This window comes from Jingyaoa shaoxingensis (genome assembly GCF_014385005.1).
Taxonomy (GTDB): domain Bacteria; phylum Bacillota; class Clostridia; order Lachnospirales; family Lachnospiraceae; genus Marvinbryantia; species Marvinbryantia shaoxingensis.
This window is the reverse complement of sequence record NZ_JACRSZ010000024.1, coordinates 1-19,853: the sequence shown is the minus strand read 5'-3', so window position 1 is coordinate 19,853 and position 19,853 is coordinate 1. Positions and strand designations below refer to the sequence as shown.

The 19,853-nt window shown below is 41.3% G+C and carries 19 protein-coding genes and 1 other RNA gene; all 20 read left to right on the top strand.

Annotation, left to right across the window (positions count from 1 at the left end; all coding sequences use genetic code 11):
• Nucleotide 1: 1 nt before the first annotated feature.
• The 20 genes from H8716_RS15950 to H8716_RS15855 all read left to right on the top strand — a co-directional run bounded on the left by H8716_RS15950 (nucleotide 2) and on the right by H8716_RS15855 (nucleotide 19,652).
• Entirely contained in the window at nucleotides 2-721 is a 720-nt protein-coding gene (locus H8716_RS15950) for an ABC transporter ATP-binding protein (RefSeq protein ID WP_249309998.1), read from the top strand.
• 96 nt (nucleotides 722-817) lie between these two features.
• Nucleotides 818-2,104 (top strand): homoserine dehydrogenase, encoded by a 1,287-nt coding sequence (locus H8716_RS15945; protein ID WP_249309980.1) that lies wholly within the window; start codon nucleotides 818-820, stop codon nucleotides 2,102-2,104.
• Between the two features lie 76 nt (nucleotides 2,105-2,180).
• Nucleotides 2,181-3,722, top strand: coding sequence for a 2,3-bisphosphoglycerate-independent phosphoglycerate mutase (gene gpmI, locus H8716_RS15940; protein ID WP_249309979.1), 1,542 nt, complete (start codon nucleotides 2,181-2,183; stop codon nucleotides 3,720-3,722).
• Nucleotides 3,722-4,048 carry a DUF3837 family protein gene (locus H8716_RS15935; protein ID WP_249309978.1) on the top strand — a complete coding sequence of 109 codons (327 nt, stop codon included), beginning with the start codon at nucleotides 3,722-3,724 and terminating at the stop codon, nucleotides 4,046-4,048. Before gpmI ends, H8716_RS15935 begins: the two co-directional genes overlap by 1 nt.
• Before the next feature lie 48 nt (nucleotides 4,049-4,096).
• Complete coding sequence (locus tag H8716_RS15930) at nucleotides 4,097-4,855, top strand: hypothetical protein (RefSeq protein ID WP_249309977.1); 759 nt, start codon at nucleotides 4,097-4,099, stop codon at nucleotides 4,853-4,855.
• 65 nt (nucleotides 4,856-4,920) lie between these two features.
• Nucleotides 4,921-5,157 (top strand): preprotein translocase subunit SecG, encoded by a 237-nt coding sequence (gene secG / locus H8716_RS15925; protein ID WP_249309976.1) that lies wholly within the window; start codon nucleotides 4,921-4,923, stop codon nucleotides 5,155-5,157.
• A gap of 53 nt (nucleotides 5,158-5,210) precedes the next feature.
• Nucleotides 5,211-7,337 carry a ribonuclease R gene (rnr, locus tag H8716_RS15920; RefSeq protein WP_249309975.1) on the top strand — a complete coding sequence of 709 codons (2,127 nt, stop codon included), beginning with the start codon at nucleotides 5,211-5,213 and terminating at the stop codon, nucleotides 7,335-7,337.
• A 3-nt stretch (nucleotides 7,338-7,340) separates the two neighbouring features.
• Entirely contained in the window at nucleotides 7,341-7,808 is a 468-nt protein-coding gene (gene smpB, locus H8716_RS15915; RefSeq protein WP_249309974.1) for an SsrA-binding protein SmpB, read from the top strand.
• 303 nt (nucleotides 7,809-8,111) lie between these two features.
• Nucleotides 8,112-8,457, top strand: a transfer-messenger RNA (tmRNA) gene (gene ssrA, locus H8716_RS15910).
• A 187-nt stretch (nucleotides 8,458-8,644) separates the two neighbouring features.
• Nucleotides 8,645-10,291 carry an SH3 domain-containing protein gene (locus H8716_RS15905; protein ID WP_249309973.1) on the top strand — a complete coding sequence of 549 codons (1,647 nt, stop codon included), beginning with the start codon at nucleotides 8,645-8,647 and terminating at the stop codon, nucleotides 10,289-10,291.
• Nucleotides 10,292-10,301: 10 nt separating this feature from the next.
• On the top strand, nucleotides 10,302-11,036 hold the full coding sequence (locus tag H8716_RS15900; protein WP_249309972.1) for an SGNH/GDSL hydrolase family protein: 735 nt from the start codon (nucleotides 10,302-10,304) through the stop codon (nucleotides 11,034-11,036).
• Nucleotides 11,037-11,164: 128 nt separating this feature from the next.
• Nucleotides 11,165-11,842: a response regulator transcription factor gene (locus tag H8716_RS15895; RefSeq protein WP_249309971.1), complete on the top strand. Its 678-nt coding sequence runs from the start codon at nucleotides 11,165-11,167 to the stop codon at nucleotides 11,840-11,842.
• A complete protein-coding gene (locus H8716_RS15890; RefSeq protein ID WP_249309970.1) occupies nucleotides 11,842-13,350 on the top strand; it encodes a sensor histidine kinase in 1,509 nt (502 codons plus the stop codon). Before H8716_RS15895 ends, H8716_RS15890 begins: the two co-directional genes overlap by 1 nt.
• Nucleotides 13,337-13,861, top strand: a complete 525-nt coding sequence (locus H8716_RS15885) for a hypothetical protein (RefSeq protein ID WP_249309969.1) — start codon at nucleotides 13,337-13,339, stop codon at nucleotides 13,859-13,861. The genes H8716_RS15890 and H8716_RS15885 overlap by 14 nt, the downstream gene beginning before the upstream one ends.
• Nucleotides 13,862-13,938: 77 nt before the next feature.
• Nucleotides 13,939-14,580 carry a type I phosphoribosyltransferase gene (locus H8716_RS15880; protein WP_249309968.1) on the top strand — a complete coding sequence of 214 codons (642 nt, stop codon included), beginning with the start codon at nucleotides 13,939-13,941 and terminating at the stop codon, nucleotides 14,578-14,580.
• 159 nt (nucleotides 14,581-14,739) lie between these two features.
• Nucleotides 14,740-15,414 (top strand): response regulator transcription factor, encoded by a 675-nt coding sequence (locus H8716_RS15875; protein WP_249309967.1) that lies wholly within the window; start codon nucleotides 14,740-14,742, stop codon nucleotides 15,412-15,414.
• On the top strand, nucleotides 15,402-16,580 hold the full coding sequence (locus H8716_RS15870) for a sensor histidine kinase (RefSeq protein ID WP_249309966.1): 1,179 nt from the start codon (nucleotides 15,402-15,404) through the stop codon (nucleotides 16,578-16,580). The genes H8716_RS15875 and H8716_RS15870 overlap by 13 nt, the downstream gene beginning before the upstream one ends.
• 85 nt (nucleotides 16,581-16,665) lie before the next feature.
• The gene (locus tag H8716_RS15865; protein WP_249309997.1) at nucleotides 16,666-17,559 is read left to right on the top strand and encodes an ABC transporter ATP-binding protein; all 894 of its coding nucleotides are present in this window, start codon (nucleotides 16,666-16,668) and stop codon (nucleotides 17,557-17,559) included.
• The gene (locus H8716_RS15860) at nucleotides 17,537-18,613 is read left to right on the top strand and encodes an ABC transporter permease (protein WP_249309965.1); all 1,077 of its coding nucleotides are present in this window, start codon (nucleotides 17,537-17,539) and stop codon (nucleotides 18,611-18,613) included. Before H8716_RS15865 ends, H8716_RS15860 begins: the two co-directional genes overlap by 23 nt.
• Nucleotides 18,614-18,776: 163 nt before the next feature.
• A complete protein-coding gene (locus H8716_RS15855) occupies nucleotides 18,777-19,652 on the top strand; it encodes a YitT family protein (RefSeq protein ID WP_249309964.1) in 876 nt (291 codons plus the stop codon).
• The last annotated feature ends 201 nt before the right edge of the window (nucleotides 19,653-19,853 follow it).

The window sequence follows — 19,853 nt, the reverse complement described above, 5'->3', positions numbered from 1 at the left end:
TATATTAGAAGTAAAAGATCTGAAAGTAGCATATGGCGGAATTGAAGCAGTACGCGGAATCAGTTTTGATGTACCTGAGGGACAGATTGTAACGCTGATTGGAGCGAATGGAGCAGGAAAAAGCTCTACCTTGCGTTCTATTGTGGGTCTGGAAAAGCCGAAAGCCGGAAGCATCAAGTTTCAGGACATGGATCTGGTGGGAATGGGAACGGAAACGATTGTAACCAAAGGAATTACCCTTGTTCCGGAAGGAAGACGTGTTTTTGTCAACCTGTCTGTACTGGAGAATTTGAAGATGGGTGCCTATATGCGAAAGGACAGTATCGAGGAAGATCTGAACTGGGTTTACGATCTGTTCCCGAGATTAAAGGAAAGAAGCTGGCAGGCAGCAGGTACTTTATCAGGTGGAGAGCAGCAGATGCTGGCCATTGCCCGTGCACTGATGTGTAAGCCAAAACTGATTATGATGGATGAACCATCTCTTGGTCTGGCTCCGATCATTGTGCAGGGAGTGTTTGATATTATCAGAGAGATTAACAAACAGGGTGTGACGATCTTACTGGTAGAGCAGAATGCCAATATGGCGTTAAATGCAGCCCATCTGGGTTATGTTATGGAGACTGGACGTATCACTATGTCCGGCCCTGGAAAAGAACTGGCAGCAAATGAGGAGATCAAGGCGGCATATCTTGGAAAAGCAAAGAAGAAAAGCGTGAATTAAAATGCGAAAAGAAATCCGGAGTCTGCTATTGACAGGCTCCGGATTCTGTTTTAAGCTGAATACCAGACTAACCGAATGGATTTTACAGGAGGAATCATGAAAGATAATAAGATACAGATTGCAATACTTGGCCTGGGCACCGTAGGAACAGGTGTATATAAGGTATTAAAGAAGCAGCAGCCGGAGATGCTGCCAAAGCTGGGAGTCGAAGTAGAAGTCAGCCGTGTGCTGGTGAGAAATCTGGAACGTGCGGCTTCCAGAGTGGATGATCCATCTATTTTGACGAATAAGTGGGAAGATATTATTTCCGATGATACCATTGACATTATCGTGGAAGTTATGGGTGGCATGGAACCGGCTCGCACTTATATTCTGGATGCGCTTCATGCAGGAAAGAATGTGGTGACTGCCAACAAGGATCTGATCGCGGCAGATGGGCATGCTTTAATGGATGCGGCAAAAGATGCCAATAAGGATTTCTTATTTGAAGCAGCAGTAGCCGGCGGTATTCCAATTATCCAGCCGCTGAAACAGGCATTACAGGGCAATTACATTGAAGAGATTGTTGGTATCGTAAATGGAACGACCAACTTTATTTTAACCAAAATGACTGAAGAAGGGATGGAGTTCAAGGAAGCACTTCAGCTGGCAACCGATCTGGGCTATGCCGAGGCAGATCCTACTTCTGATGTAGAAGGGCTGGATGCAGGAAGAAAAATGGCAATTTTGGCTTCTATCGGTTTTCATTCCAGAGTTACATTCAAAGATGTCTATACAGAAGGTATTACCAAAATTACAGCCCGTGATATCCGCTATGCAAAAGAAGTGGGATGCCGGATCAAACTTCTGGGAAGAGCTCGCAATACAGAAGAGGGCATTGAGGTAGGTGTTTATCCGATGCTGATTGACAGCAGACATCCGCTGGCTTCTGTGAATGATTCTTTTAATGCAGTATTTGTAAAGGGCGATGCAGTAGGAGATACCATGTTCTATGGACGAGGTGCCGGAGAACTGCCGACAGCCAGTGCAGTAGTAGGAGATATTTTTGACGTAATTAAGAATATGCACTTTGGATGTACTGGAAGAATTGGCTGTACCTGTTACAAGCAGATTCCTATGAAAAACAGAGAAAATATTGTCAGCAAATATTTTATGAGAATAAAAGTTGAAGACAGACCGGGAGTGCTGGCAGCGGTTACCAGCGTATTTGGCAATAACGGAGTCAGCATTGAACAGTTCATCCAGAAACGAAAGAATGATGATCTGGCAGAGATTGTGGTTATCACAGAAGAAGTCAAGGAAAAGAATTTTGATGATTCTGTGAAGATTCTGAAGACGATGTCTATGATTAAGCAGATATCTGCAATAATTCGAGTATACTAATTGACAATTAAGAGAAGAATCCTGTAAAATATACATTTGGAAACGTATTGGAATGTGAACATAAAGGAGAATGATTATGAGCAAGAAACCAACCGTATTAATGATCCTGGATGGTTATGGATTAAATAAAAGAAAAGACGGCAATGCTGTTGCACTGGCAGATACACCGGTAATGGATGAATTAATGGCAGATTATCCATTTGTAGAAGGACAGGCAAGTGGAATGGCAGTAGGCCTTCCGGAAGGTCAGATGGGTAACTCTGAGGTAGGACATCTGAATATGGGTGCCGGACGTATTGTATATCAGGAACTTACCAGAATTACCAAGGAGATCGCAGATGGAGATTTCTTCAAGAATGAAGCGCTTCTGGCAGCATGCAAGAATGCAAAAGAGAACAATTCAGCGCTGCATCTGTATGGTTTGGTATCTGATGGTGGTGTACACAGCCACAATACACATATTTACGGATTATTGGAACTGGCTAAGAGAGAAGGCGTAGAAAAAGTATACGTACACTGTTTCCTGGATGGACGTGATACACCTCCTGCATCAGGAAAGGGTTATGTGGAAGAGCTGGAAGCTAAGATGAAAGAGATCGGTGTAGGTGAAGTGGTTTCTGTCATGGGACGTTACTATGCTATGGACCGGGATAACCGCTGGGATCGTGTAGAACTGGCTTATAAAGCGCTGGTAAAGGGCGAAGGCGTGGCTACAGACAATATCGTAAAGGCAATCCAGGAGTCTTATGACAATGAGAAGACAGATGAGTTTGTTATCCCTGCATACCTGGAAAAGGATGGCAAGCCATACGGAAGAATTCAGGATAAGGATTCCATTATTTTCTTCAACTTCCGTCCTGACCGTGCAAGAGAGATTACCAGAACTTTCTGCTGTGATGATTTTGATGGATTCAACAGAGGAAAGAGACTGGATGTGACTTACGTATGCTTTACCGAATACGATGCAACTATTCCGAACAAGCTGGTGGCTTTCCATAAGGTAGAGATCACTAATACATTTGGAGAATATCTGGCAGCACATCATATGACTCAGGCAAGAATTGCAGAGACAGAAAAGTATGCACATGTTACGTTCTTCTTCAATGGTGGTGTAGAAGAACCAAATGAAGGAGAAGACCGCATTTTGGTAAAATCTCCAAAGGTTGCTACCTACGACCTGCAGCCGGAGATGAGCGCATATGAAGTATGCGATAAATTATGTGGAGCTATTCGTTCTGACAAGTATGATGTAATCATCATTAACTTTGCAAATCCGGATATGGTAGGACACACCGGTGTACAGGAAGCTGCCATCAAGGCAGTAGAAGCAGTAGACCAGTGCGTAGGAAAAGCAGTAGAAGCATTAAAGGAAGTAGACGGACAGATGTTTATCTGTGCAGACCACGGTAATGCAGAACAGCTGGTAGATTATGAGACAGGTGCACCATTTACAGCACATACCACGAATCCGGTACCATTCATTCTGGTAAATGCAGATCCTGCTTATACGCTGCGTGAGGGTGGATGCCTGGCAGACATCATTCCGACTCTGATTGAACTGATGGGTATGGAACAGCCAAAAGAGATGACAGGCAAATCTCTCCTTGTACGTAAATAATGAACATAGAATTATCAAGAGATGCGGTACTTTTAAAGATGAAATCCAGATGGGATGCCCCATTGATCTCTGCGTTGGAATACAGTTATGCAGCGGGACTGGGACTTCGAAAAATGGGAACGGACGATACTGTTTTTCGAGAACTCAGACCTATGGAAGACTTTTTAGAGTTTCGTGATAAAGTAAAGGAGCTCGTAAAAGCTTCGGATGTGTGGAGCACCTTTGAATATGGAGAGAAGCTGAGAGATATGCTTCTTTCCTGCAGAGTAAAAGATAAGCTGGATGAAAATACACGTTTACTTTTTGATATGGGATATCAGGGATAAGCTGTGTGGAAACAGGGCACAATACTTCCAAAGGAGGTATTGTGCTTTATGTTTAAGTATAGACAGATTACAGATGTACTGGGGAGAAGGATACTGGATGGCAGAGGAATGCCTGCCATAGAGGTAGAAGTCTTAAGTGAAGATGGCGAAGTTGGCAGTGTTTCTGTATCACTGGAAGTGTCTGAAGCACATATGGAGGAAATGACTGAAGAGATCATTCTGTTAGTGAATACAACAATTGCAGATATGTTGATCGGAGAGAATCTCCTGGCGCAGAATCATCTGGATCAGCTTTTGGAAAGGATGGCAGGCGGAATGGAAGCGGGCAGAGTCAGAACAGGTGCAGCAAGAGCGGTATCCTGTGCTGTGGCAAGAACAGCGTCTGGGAGTCTGGGAATTCCTCTTTATCAATATCTGGGCGGTATACAGGTGCAGGGGTGTCCGGCGGTTCGGATTTGTCTGCCACAGGAGAAAGAACCAGAACCACGCTGCCAGATATTGATACAAAAATGGAGGGTACAGTATAGTCAGACCAGTGTCATCTGTGGGATGCGGGAACAGGACACAGAAAAAATCATTGAATCCAGTCAGTTTGTCACAGTGACAAGATGCCTGAATGAAATACGAAGCTGGAAAAAAGACGGAAAAGGACAGATCGGTTTAAGAGATACCGACCATACGACTGATGCCTTTCTGGTAGATCTGGCAGTTGCGGCCGGTGTGGACTTTGTAGAACTGCGTCCGCCTGTACGGGGAGAAAATACGGTAAAATACACCAGAATTATGAGAATTCAGGAACATTTATAAAAAAGAAGTTGAAAAAACAGGACAGCTATGATACACTAATTTTGTTTGACATAGGAGGTGGAGAAGTGGGAATTCTTAGAATCATTCTTACCATAATTTTTATTATTGACTGTATCGCTTTATCAGTGATTGTATTGATGCAGGAAGGTAAATCTGCAGGATTGGGAACGATCGGTGGTTTATCCGAGACATATTGGGGCAAGAATAAAGGTCGTTCTATGGAAGGTGCACTGGTGAAGATCACAAAGGCATTGGCAGTAGGATTTATTGTTTTAGCGATTGTTTTGAATTTGAACTTTTAATGGTAAGACACTCTTGTAGGACACAAGAGTGTTTTTTCCTTATAAGGAGATATATGGATAATAAATTTGAAAAAAGAAAAGAAATTGTATATTCTCTGATGTGTGATCCACATTATGTGCCGATGAAGATCAAGGAGATTGCCATTGTCATGCAAGTGGTAAAAGAAGACCGACCGGAACTGGAAGCTATTCTGGAGGATCTGCAGAGAGATGGAAAAATTGAATTAACCAAACGTGGCAAGTACAAGAAAGCGGAGAGGGCGATCTCTACCGGACTTTTTATCGGTAATGCCAGAGGATTTGGATTCGTAGAGATTGAAGGACGGGAAGAAGATATCTTCATTCCGGAAGAGCATGTGAATGGAGCCATTCATCATGATACAGTAGAAGTAGAGATCCTTCCGGGAAAAAACGGAAAAAGACAGGAAGGTATCGTGACTCGTATTATATCTCATGAACTGAAGGAGATTGTAGGTACCTTTGAGAAGAGTAAGAATTTTGGCTTTGTACGTCCGGACAACCAGAAGTTCTCCAGGGATATCTTTATTCCAATTGAGCGCTCAAAAGGTGCAGTGAACGGACATAAAGTGCTGGTAGAGTTGACCAGCTATGGCAGCAATACGAAAAAGCCGGAAGGAAAAGTAATCAAGATCATTGGCCATATCAATGATCCCGGAACGGATATTTTGTCTGTAGTGTATGGACATGAGCTTCCGATGGAATTCCCGGAGCGTGTGCTGAATCAGGCTGAGAGAGTAGCGAAAGAAGTAAGCGGGGCGGACCGCCAGGGACGGGAAGATCTGCGAGATCTTACAATTGTGACCATCGACGGGGAGGATGCCAAGGACCTGGATGACGGAGTATCTGTTACCTGGGATGAGCAGCAGAAGTTCTGGCATCTTGGAGTCCATATTGCTGATGTAACCAATTATGTACAGGAAAACAGTGCACTGGATCGTGAAGCATTGAAAAGAGGAACCAGTGTCTATCTGGTAGACCGTGTGATCCCGATGCTGCCACATACTTTATCTAACGGCATGTGCTCTCTGAATCAGGGGGTAGATCGTCTGGCACTGAGCTGTCTTATGGATGTAGATGTACGTGGAGAGGTGGTATCGCACCGAATTGTGGAAAGCGTGATCTGTGTCAACCGCAGAATGACATACACCAGTGTGGCAAAGATCCTGGAAGAACAGGACGAGGCAGAGATGAAGAAGTATGAAGAACTGGTGCCGATGTTCCGGGAAATGGAGAAACTGGCAGCGATACTTCGTGCCAACCGTAAGAAGAGAGGTTCTATCGATTTTAATTTTGCAGAGAGCAAGATTCTGTTAAATGAAAAAGGAGAGCCGGTAGAGATTAAGCCTTATGACCGGAATGTTGCAACGAAGATTATTGAAGATTTCATGCTGCTTGCCAATGAGACAGTAGCACAGGATTATTACTGGCAGGAACTGCCGTTCTTGTATCGTACACATGAGTCACCGGATCCGGAACGGATCCAGCAGCTGGCGGCATTTATTGCCAATTTCGGTTATGGTATGAAGGGAATCCGGGAAGAAGTACATCCGAAGGAACTGCAAAAACTTCTGGCCAGGATAGAAGATTCGCCGGAAGAATCCCTGATTAGCCGATTGACTTTACGTTCTATGAAGCAGGCACGTTATACCGTGGACTGTACAGGGCATTTTGGACTGGCAGCAAAATATTACTGCCACTTTACGTCCCCGATCCGTCGCTATCCGGATCTTCAGATTCACCGTATCATTAAGGAAAACTTACGCGGACGTCTGAATGGAGAACGAATTGCACATTATGAAGAGATTCTTCCAGGCGTGGCAGAGCAGACCAGTAAGACAGAACGCCGTGCAGATGATGCAGAGCGGGAAGTAGATAAAATGAAGAAGGTAGAATACATGGAACGGCATATCGGAGAGACCTTTGAAGGTGTGATTTCCGGTATGAACAGCTATGGGTTCTATGTGGAATTACCGAATACGGTAGAAGGTATGGTGCATGTCAGCAATCTCTATGATGACCGGTATTATTACAACGAAGAGACTTATGAGATGTATGGAGTGGATACCGGAAAAGTATACCGAATGGGACAGCGTGTGAGGGTACGTGTACTGGATGCAGATAAAGAAATGCGTACCATAGATTTTTGTATAGGAGAGTAGGATATGGGAGCACAGACAGTCAAACTCATTGCAAATAATAAAAAAGCATACCATGATTTTTTTGTAGATGATACTTATGAGACAGGGATTTCCCTGGCAGGTACCGAGGTAAAGTCTCTTCGCATGGGAAAATGCAGTATCAAAGAAGCTTTTGTGCGGATAGAGAATGGGGAAGTGATCATATACGGTATGCACATCAGTCCTTATGAAAAGGGAAATATTTTTAACAAAGATCCTTTGCGGCCGCGAAAACTGCTTATGCACAGATATGAGATTAATAAACTGATGGGTAAGATCAAGGAAAAAGGTATGACACTGGTTCCGTTAAAGGTCTATTTTAAAGGAAGCTTGGTAAAAGTAGAGATTGGTCTGGCACGTGGTAAGAAGCTCTATGACAAGAGACAGGATATTGCGAAGAAAGATCAGAGACGAGAAGCGGAAAAAGAGTTTAAAGTAAAGAATCTTTATTAACATTAAAATGTGGTAACTACCGAGAAAAGGAAGTAGTTACCACAGGAACTTAGATTATCACACTTCCGTGTGATGTAATTATTATACCGCATATTTCAGAAAAGTAAATTGAGGATTATGCTTAAAAACTTGACGATTATGCAGAAACTGCCGGAATTTATCAAAAAAACAAATTTTTGATTCATTTTGATATCGAAAAAAGAAGAACCATGCTGAAAAGTATGAGTAAAATTTTCTTGACGCAGATAACACCATGAGTTAAAATAAATAAGCTAACATCTGCAAACACCTGAACAACTTTAAGGGGTTGTACTGGTTTCGACGGGGGTTTTGCAATCGAGGCAGCCATCTGTGGGCCGGGACCACACAGTAAACCGGAATTAAATATAAACGCAGACGAAAATTTAGCGTACGCAGCCTAATGGCTGCTGTCGGCCCTGAGCAACCCGCTGCTTAGGATCCCGGCATCAAACTTGCGGGGCACTTTGTCTGTAAAGCTTTGAACAGATAAAAGAATTTATGAAGCTACTGAAGTGACCAGCCTGTCTCTGGGCGTGCCATGGAGGGAATGTCAAAACAGTGACTGTGATGGGAGATACCACGATGAATAGGCTTTCGGACAGGGGTTCGATTCCCCTCAGCTCCACTTATGAAAAACTGCTAAAATCCAGTGTTTTAGCGGTTTTTTTGCATTTAAAATAAGGAATATAACAGACAAAACTTTATGGAAAAATAGCAGACAAGATGATATACTGTTTGTACAAGAAGGAAAACATTGGGATTGTAAAATAAAAAATATATTAAGACATTAGATGTCTGATAAAGGGGGAAGGTTTATGAAGAAACGAAATATGATATTACAGGCATTACTGGTATCAGTAGTACTTGGCAGTACCGCAGCGGCAGCAGTGCCGGATTCAGAAGTGACCCGTTCCTATGATTCAGCAGTGGATCTGCAGGATAATCAGGATAGTCTGGATGTTACAGTTAATGAGACAACTATTGTGCCGGATATTAAGGAAAATGCAGGTAAAACCATTCATTTGCAGGTGAGTGGACTACAGGATCTGAAGAACCTGAAAGCGGCGATCTCCATCGAAACAGACGACGGAACGAAGGAACAGTATTATACAGATGGATATTTTTATGATAATGATTCTGGCAAGAACATCAAATATGCAATGAAGCCGGAAGAGATGCTTCAGATTATGAATCAGTATGTGTACCTGAATCTGAATTCTGAATATCTGGATTCTCTGGATTATAACAACGACAGTTATCTGTTTACAGCAACAGAAAAATCACTGGGAGAATTTACAGATAATATTCTGGAAGGTGTGCAAGATGAGCATCAGACCAGCCTGATGACACTTCAGGGATATATAAATACAGACAGCCAGGGGCAAATTACCAAGCGGCGTATTCAGACAGTTTATACGGTACGCTCCGGGGAAGAACCGCAGACCTGCACAACGAATTCTGTCAGTACCTTTGCCGATCCTGGAAAGGCAGTTATTGTGGCACTTCCAGATCTGTCTTCTTATAAAGAATCTAAGGCAAATAAGCCTGTGGTTCAGATTACAGAAAAAAATGCCACCGTTTATGCAACGGCAGATTTGAATGTGCGTGCACAGAATAATGTATCAGCGGCAGTGCTTGGTGGTATTGCGGCAGGTGGCACAATCACACAGACAGGATATACAAGCGACGGATGGATCCAGATTGATTACCAGGGAACTACAGCATACGTATCAGCGGATTTTGTCAGTGAGAAAAAGCCTGTGATTGTAAAAAGTATGTCTGGTACCATGTATGCAACGACAGAAGTGTATGTAAGAAATACAGCAGGTACAGACGGGGCAATCCTGGGATCATTAAGTACCGGAAATACGGTCAGTGTCAGTGGATATACGAACAATAACTGGATCCGTATTACCTACAACGGACACACTGGCTATGTATCCAGTGATTATTTGAGCTGGAATGCACCGGTAACAGCTATGGGTGGCACCATGTATGTGACCAATGTACAGGCAAATGTTCGCTCTTATTATTCTACGGACGCAGATGTACTTGGTACACTGGGATACGGGGATGATGTCACGGTCACTGGATATACACCAAATAACTGGATTCGAATCAGTTATAAAGGATATACCGGCTATGTATACGGGGATCTGCTTTCCTGGACAGATCCATTGGACTATAGTGATGTTTCCTTTGAAGAAGATGATCAGAACAGTGGAAGTTCTTCCAATCCGGCAGATACCAGTTCAGTAAAACAGGTATATGGTACAATTATGTCCAGTGGAATGAGTACAATTACCGTTTCCTGTAACAATGGGAAAATTCTGAATCTGGCAAAAGAAGATGGAGAGATCAATTGTCCGAATGGCATTTATAATGGATTGTATGTATCTGTGGTATATTATCATGATTCTGCATCTGGAGCCAATATCCTTCAGGCATTGGATGCTATGTAAAGGAGATTGCATGAAAAAAAGAATGCTGCAGACAGGAATTTGCTATATGCTGATCTATTTCCTGATCCTGCCAATTAATGCACATGCACAGGAGGAAAAGGAACAGATACCGTTTGATATTGAACGATTTCTGGATATTGTAGAGAGACAGAATAATCCATATCTTGGACTGAATATTTTCCGACATACCATAGATGAGATCCACGAAGACTGGAAAGAAGCAGAAGAGGAACAGCATCGTGAAGTAACCCAGATGATTTTTGTGGGGGATTCCAGAGTGGTAGGTATGTCGATGGCAGGCGGCTACTGTTATGTGGGAAAAGAGAGCATCGGATATGACTGGTTTGTGTCCGAAGGAGTATATCAGATGCTGGATCAGATGAATGTCTGGCCGGATGCAGATGTGATTTTCTGTTTTGGCATTAACGATGTGGCAAATATTGGCAGTTACATTGCAGAGTATCAGTATCTAATGGAAAGCTATCCGAATACCAGATTCTGGTGCATGTCTGTGAATCCGGTAAATGATGGAATGGCATCATCCTGCGGCTATTTTATTAACAGCGATATGGTTGCGTCTTTTAACAGTGTATTGCAGCAGGCATTCCCGAAAGCGTATCTGGATGTGTATTCCTACCTTCAACAAAATGGATATGGAACATCGGATGGTGTACATTATGATGTGGGAACCTATCTGGTGATTCAGGAATATGCAAAATACCTGATTAACCAGAAAGAAAATTAAAAAGATAGGAACCTATTTTCACAAAACGAACATAGTTTTCCGGTATAGTAAAGACAGGATGGCCGGAACGGAAAAACAGCCTGTCAAAAACAAATATCAGAATCATAATACGGAAACTGGGAGGATTTATGGAAAAACTGAAAGTACTTGTAGTAGATGATGAGAGCAGAATGAGAAAGCTGGTTAGAGACTTTCTGGTGAAGAAGGATTTTATTGTATTAGAGGCAGAAGATGGTGCCCAGGCAGTGGATATTTTCTTCAGTACCAAGGATATTTCACTGATTATTCTGGATGTAATGATGCCAAAGATGGATGGCTGGCAGGTATGTCGCGAGATTCGTGAAATGTCTGATGTACCGATTATCATGTTGACGGCAAAGTCAGATGAAAGAGATGAACTTCTTGGATTTGATCTTGGAGTAGATGAATATATTTCCAAACCATTCAGCCCGAAGATTCTGGTTGCCCGTGTTGAGGCTATTTTAAGAAGAAGTAATCTGCTGAATGACGACAGTATTATTACAGCGGGTGAGATTACACTGAATAAGTCAGCACATGAAGTGACAGTAGCAGGCAAACCAGTGGAATTGAGTTTCAAGGAATTTGAATTACTGAATTACTTTATGGACAATCAGGGGCTGGCTCTTTCCAGAGAGAAGATCTTGAACAGTGTATGGAATTATGATTACTTTGGAGATGCAAGAACAATAGACACCCATGTGAAGAAACTGAGAAGCAAACTTGGTAAGCAGGGAGATTATATCAAGACGATCTGGGGAATGGGCTATAAGTTTGAGGTGTCATAATGAAGCATTCAATAAAAACACAGCTGGCGGTGTCATTCATTGCATTGATGGCATTGATTCTTGGAACAAATTTCTTGATCAATAATTTCTTCCTGGAGAAGTATTATATTTACCAGAAGGAACATGCATTAATTGATATTTACGAGAAGCTGGATGAAGTCTCTGATGCGTCAGATTTTAAGAGTACAGAGTTTGACGATGAATTTCAGGAGATCAGTGGAGCCAATAATGTAGAGATTACTATTTTGTCTCCACAGGCGGATGGGTCATTCCAATCTGTGTATCAGTCCAGGGATAATCGGATTATGCGTGGCAGGGTGGAAGGATACCTGTTTGGATTTCGTGTGGAGAATGATTATCAGCAAGTGCTGGTTTCTACAGATAATTACACCATTCAGAGGTGTGAAGACAGCTTTGAAGATATTGAATATCTGGAAGACTGGGGACAGTTGTCGTCGGGATGCTATTTTCTGATGCGGATACCGATCCAGTCGATCAGGGATAATGTGAAGATATCCAACCGGTTTGTAGCGTATACATTGCTTCTGGGAATTCTGGTGGCAGTAGCGTTAATCTGGTGGATGTCAAAGAAGATTACGGAGCCGCTCAGTGAACTGACGGTGTTATCAAAACGTATGGCGAATCTGGAGTTTGATGCGAAATATGTCAGTGGCGGAAAGAATGAGATCGGGCAGCTTGGGGAGAACTTCAACCATATGTCTGAGACGCTGGAGAAGACCATTTCAGAATTGAAGACAGCGAATAATGAATTACAGACAGATCTGGAGCAGAAGATTCAGATTGATGAGATGAGAAAGGAATTCCTGTCCAATGTATCCCATGAACTGAAGACGCCAATTGCATTGATTCAGGGATATGCGGAGGGGCTTCAGGACTGTATCAATGATGATGCGGAGAGCCGGGAATTTTATTGTGAGGTTATTATTGATGAAGCTGCGAAGATGAATAACATGGTAAAGAAACTGCTTAGTCTGAATCAGCTGGAATTTGGTAATGATGTGGTAAACATTCAAAGATTTGATCTGACAGAGCTGATCAATGGTGTCATTCAGTCTGCTACATTACTGGCAGAGCAGAAGGGGGCTCAGATCAGTTTTGAACAGAAGCAGCCACTGTATGTATGGGGCGATGAATTTAAACTGGAAGAAGTCGTAACCAACTATATCAGTAATGCCATCAATCATGTGGACGGAGAGAAGCAGATAGAAGTAACTGTTCTGCATCAGAATGACAAGGTACGGGTGAGTGTTTTCAATACTGGAGAATTGATACCGGAAGATTCACTGGATAAAATATGGATCAAGTTCTATAAGGTAGATAAGGCGAGAACCAGAGAGTATGGGGGAAGTGGTATCGGTCTGTCGATTGTGAAGGCAATCATGGATTCTCACCACCAGAAATACGGCGTATACAACCGAAAGGAAGGAGTTGTATTCTGGTTTGAATTAGATGCGGCAGATCATGGAGGAGAAGATGAAGCAAATTGAAACGATGATTCAGGAATCAGATATGGTACTGATTGGAGTAGGAGATGAATTCACGGAAAAAAAGAATTCCGGAGATGATATTCTGAAAGCCTATCAGAAGCTGATGGAATTGGTGAAGGGTAAGCCATGGTTCCTGGTAACTGTCAATACAGATGATCTGGTGTATGACGCAGGAGTAAACAGTTTTTTTGTAGTGGCACCTTGTGGCAGTGAGCGTAGAGGTAATGTCATTACGAACGAGAATTATGATGAATCCGGTTATCTTCCTCAGTGGAAGTATTATATGAACTGGCTGGCTTCCACCATAGGAAAAAAGCTGTGTGTTCTGGAGCTGGGAGTTGGAATGGCATATCCGTCTGTTATTCGCATGCCTTTTGAGCGTACAGTGCAGTATAACCAGAAAGCATCTATGATTCGTATTCATAGCAAACTAGCACAAGTACCAGATGAAATTAAGGACAGAAGTGTGTGTTATGACGAAAATCCTGTTTTATTTTTGAATAAATTATAAAAAATACACAAAAATAATTGAATAATAATGAGAATGTGGTATAATTCGACTATAAACTATTTTTAGGAGGTCGGCATATGGAATCAAGAGTGATCAGAATACCGTCAAGAGTAAACAATAACGTAATATTACGTGTAATACCTGGCCATTTTGCTACGACACATTCTCATATCAATTATTACGTAGACATGACATTTCTGAAATCAAGAAAAAGTGAATCTGAGAATGCGGCAAAGATTCTTGCGGAGAATTATAAGAACAATACATATATAGATACTATTGTATGTATGGATGGATGTGAGATTATCGGTGCATATCTGGCAGACGAGCTGACGCAGAACGGAATCAGATCCTTAAATACACATAATACCATGTATATTGCATCACCGGAGATTCATACTGGCGGTCAGCTTATTTTCCGTGACAACATGCAGGCAATGATTGCAAATAAACATGTACTTCTGGTTGTTGCAACGGCAACTACCGGTATTACCGTAAAACGTGCAGTAGAATGTATCCGTTATTATGGCGGTATTATGGAAGGGGCAGTAGCCTTATTCAGCGCGACGGATGAGGTGGACGGAATTAGAATTAACTCTTTATTTACGCCGGAAGATATTCCACAGTACCAGACCTGGCATGCTACGGAATGCCCAATGTGTGCGAAAAAAGAAAAACTGGATGCGATTGTAAACAGTTACGGATATTCCAGAGTATAACATGGAGTAAATATTAAGTTAGTTGAAATATCGACAATATATCCCGGATGTATTATGATAAGTAATGCATTCGGGATACTTTTTGCGAAAAAAGAAAATAGAAATGTAGATAAATAGTTGATAATCAGGAATTACAATTCTTATTAAGGGGGTGTCCGCATGAGTACCAAAATATTGATAGCTGATGATGAAGCAGATATTGTATCAATGCTTCGGAGTTTTTTTGAAAGCAAAAATTACTTTGTCTTGTCTGCTAAAAACGGAACGGAAGCATTAAAACAAGTAGAACAAAAGCCAGATATTATTTTACTTGATATAAATATGCCTGAGTTAGATGGACTGAAAGTTTGTGAGCGTATTCGGGATTATGTATCTTGTCCTATTCTTTTTCTGACCGCACGAATTGAAGATACTGACAAAGTAAAGGGATTTGCCGTTGGAGGTGATGATTATATTGTGAAGCCGTTTTCTCTCGTGGAACTTGAAGCACGAGTATGCGCTCATTTGCGTCGGGAAGCACGGCATAATTTTAAAGCACAGATTAAGTTCGCTGATGATATGACAATTGACTATTCAGAGCGTTGCCTGTTCTTTGAAGGCAAGCGTGTAGGGCTTGCCAAAAAGGAATTTGATATTGTAGAGCTGCTTTCTCAAAATCCCGGACAGGTCTTTGATAAAGAACGAATTTATGAGCGGATTTGGGGATATGACGGTGAGGGAGATAGTGGTGTCATAGCTGAACATGTTCGTAGAATAAGAACAAAAATAGCAACATACACTGACCACGTATATATCGAAACAGTTTGGGGGTGTGGGTATAAGTGGATAAAATAAAACGTCCAAAGCTGAATTTATCTCTTAGAAAAAGCCTTATACTTTATATTGTGATTTTTGTAATACTTGCGCTTATTCTTTCTATATCGACTAATTATATATGTGAAAGTACAGTTGCTTCAATTCAAGAATCCTATCCACCGTCTGGCGAAAAATATTACCTGACAAATGAGCAAGGCGAGCGTTTGGGCGAAGGAACTTATATTGGGAATGAACCTGTTACATTTTCTGAAAAAGATGAACGGGTAATTACTTTATTAAAAATGTTTCCAGTAATTGCAACACCTGTTTATTCCGCATTGTGTATCCTGACCGCTGTATTGCTGTTCTATAAGAATAAATTGAGAATTCCGCTCATAGAACTTCGTTCGGCATCTGAAAAAATTTCAAATAATGACTTGGGATTTTCAATTGAATATAATAGTAAAGATGAATTAGGTCAGCTATGTAATTCATTTGAAACTATGCGTGCCACGCTTGCAAATAATTTTTCGGAAATGTGGCGACAAGTCGAGGACAGGAAGCAACTTAACGCCGCTTTTGCTCACGATTTGCGTACCCCTCTTACCGTGTTGAAAGGTTACAATGAAATGTTGCAAAGCAGTAGAGATGAACAGACAAACGAAATCGCCGTCACTATGGGGAAACATCTTTCCCGTATGGAGGCTTATGTAAGTAGCATGAGCACTCTTAGGCGTTTAGAGGATACACAGCCAGAATATGAAACAATTTCCTTACAGCCATTTTTATCCTCTTTGCAAGAAAGCGCACAAATTATATGTACTCAAAATGAAAAAACATTATATCTGCAAAATGAAACGAGTGCTTGTGAAATTTGTGTCGACAAGTCATTTATTACGCAAGTATGCAACAATCTGTTATCAAATGCTGTTCGCTATGCTCTAACTTCCATTACATTATCCTTTTCCATACAGGATGATGGATTTTGGCTTTGCGTGTCGGACAATGGTAAGGGCTTTGATAAAAATACCATATACAAGGTCACAAATCCGTATTTCACGGAAGAATCGGATTGTGCTGAACATTTTGGACTTGGGCTCTATATTTGTAAACTACTATGCGAACGGCACAGAGGATATTTAAAAATCGACAGCACTTCAAAAGGTGCAAAAGTATCTGCATTTTTCAAATTTCCTACTTCGTAGATAAAAAGTAGATATTTCCTCTTTATACTCTCCATGAAAACACATGGAGAGTATTTTTATCCCTATGAAGAAAGGAGTATTTTTTATGAAATTACAAATAATCGGGCTGACAAAAAAATTTGGTTCAAAAACTGCTGTGAACGATTTGAACATCACTTTGACAAATGGTGTTTATGGTTTACTGGGCGCGAACGGTGCGGGAAAAACAACGTTTATGAGGCTTCTCTGCAATATCCAAACGCCCACTGCTGGCAAAATCCTGCTGAATGACAGGAACATTGTTGCATTGGGTGAGAAGTATCGAAATCTCTTAGGATACTTGCCACAACACTTTGGATATTACCCGGATTTTTCGGCGTATGACTTTCTGCTTTACGTTTCAGCCCTAAAAGGATTGGACGAAAAGACGGCGCGTAAGAAGTCAAAAGAACTATTGGAGGCAGTAGACTTGTCAAAAGAGGGTAAGCACAAAATTAAAACTTTTTCGGGAGGAATGAAACGGCGATTAGGAATTGCACAAGCCATGCTCAATGACCCTCGCATTTTGATTTTAGATGAGCCTACGGCTGGACTTGACCCAAAAGAGCGCGTCCGTTTCCGCAATTTAATCAGTGCCTTTTCTAAAGAACGCATTGTAATCCTGTCTACGCATATTGTTTCCGATGTAGAGTTTATCGCGGAGGAAATCATTATGATGAAATCTGGACAAATCATTCATTTTGGTAATCCGCAGGAAATCACTTCCGAAATCAATGATAAAGTATGGGAATGTACGATTCCGACTGCCTATGCAGAAAAATATGCGGCTGACTATAATACAAGCAATTTGCGAAATATCAATGGAAATCAGACGATATTACGGATTATTGGCGAACGTCCGCCTATGGAAAATTCGGTAAGGGTACAACCTACATTGGAAGATTTGTACCTGTTCTACTTCAAGGAGGGTGTGAAAAATGAAAAAACTAATTCTTTTTGAGCTACGGAAAGTATTTTCAAAGCGTTTATCTTTGATTGCTCTGGTTGGGATATTTTTGTTTTCTGCCTTGATTTCCTTTTCTGCCTATCAAAACAAATATGCTTCTGACGGTATGAATGCAGAAGGTTCGGGGAAAGCGGCAGTAGAAATTGATAAGAACATTGCCACGAAATACGAGGGACTATTGACTGACAAAAAAGTACAGCAAATGATGAACGATTTTGCACCAACTCACGACCTGCATGGTCTCAATGCGGTTTATCTGTATCAAAATGCTACACAATCCGCTGTTTTTTCGCGATTTTCAGATAAAGACGGAAAATGGAACGGATTAAGTGTTTCTGATGTATTCGGTGATGAAAAAATTAAAATTGGTTATGTGGATGGTTGGCTTTCCACCAGCCGAAACATGGTACGGGTTTTTGTCGCGCTTGTTCTTGCAGTTATCGTTATGCTTGTTCCGATTTTTTCTAGTGAGTATGAGGGTGTTGACAATATCATATTAACAAGCAAGTACGGCAAATCAAAATGCGCTACTGCCAAGGTGACTGCAGGTATTCTCATAGCAATTCTGACTACCACGATGATAGCAGTTTTTAATCTGCTTCTTGCCTGTGCTTTTTATGGAACGGAAGGACTGGATTGCAGCATTCTATTTGCCTCCAGCGACTATGTTGAAGCGTTTATCCCTTTTAATATTACCTGCGGTACGCTGCTGAAATATCAAATCATGTTGGCGTTTACTTCTACCCTTAGTGTTACAGGAATTACATTGTTCCTGTCTGCAATCAGTAAAAATCAAATCGTGGCTTTTGTTGCGACGATGACAATCGTATTTTTTCCAGTTTTGCTGCCGATTACAGAAGTAAATCCATTGTTCCGGTTAGTAGGGCTTCTTCCCATCTATCATGTTTTAGCAGTTTCACTTCTGTCGGTGGAACAAATGAGCAACGGTATGTTGTATGCGATATGGGCAATTCCGGCGGCGTTCATCTTTTTAGGAATTGGTACATTTTTTTCTCGTCGTATGTTTGCAAAACATCAAGTCATATGAATGAAAAGAAATTCAAATATCGTATTTATTTATGTTCATAACATAATTAAAGTACTCTCTGATTATTTATAAAAACTGTTATTGAAAAAAGGGAGTGTTTCTCAGTATAATATTCTGTATTGGGAAATGTTAGTTAAAAGCATATAAGTAATTGGAGGTTATTATGGATCAAGCACATTTAAAGAAGGCAGGTACAGTTGCAACGGTTATTTTGGGAAATGTTTTCTATGCCTTTGTAATCAGACTTTTTCTTTTGCCGGGGAATCTGATGACGGGAGGAACAACCGGTATCGGTCTGGTAGTGAAGCATTTTACAGGAGCATCAATTTCTGGGTTTGTCTTAGTGTTTAATATTGTGATGCTGATAGTTGGATGGACGCTTCTTGGCACGAAATTTGCACTGACAACAGTTATCAGTTCTTTTACTTATCCAATCGCATTGGAAGCGGCCAATCATATTTTCGGTGATCTGGTGATTACGACTGATCCAATGCTGAATACCATATTTGCCGGACTTGGAATCGGGATTGGTCTGGGGATTGTGATTCGAACGGGAGCTTCTACAGGAGGTATGGATATTCCGCCGTTGGTATTGAATAAGTATTTTCGCATCCCAGTATCAGTTAGTTTAAATGTATTTGATATGTTGATCCTGGTTCTGCAGATTGTATATAATCCTCCAGAGCGCGTTTTATACGGTGTGTTGTTGGTTATGATTTATACAACAGTGTTGGACAAGGTACTGATGATGGGAAATACCAAGACGGAAGTGAAGGTTATTAGTAGTCAGGTGGAAGAAATACGTCAGGCGATTCTTGCACAGGTAGACAGAGGTGTGACGATGTTGTACGGAGAAGGCGGATATCGGCAGGAACAAACGCAGATTGTGTTGAGTATTGTATCTAATCGTGAGCTTCCACAGGTTGAGAAATTAATCAGACATATTGATCCAGAGGCTTTTATGATTGTTAGCAGAGTTACAGAAGTGCGCGGAAGAGGATTCTCATTGAGTAAACATTACGGAGAAGAGGAAGCGTGATGAATATAGAGGCATATTAAGAAATTATGAATGCCGTAACCGACATATAATAGATCGAAACAGGAGAAGAAGAATCGAGAAGTCGCTACAAAATTTTTGTAGCGATTTTTTGTCTCTTCAGTCTGAATACGCTGTTTCGGTTCTAAATTTCCAACTCATTCAACTTTTTTCCAAATTATTTAAAATAAATGGAACAAAATT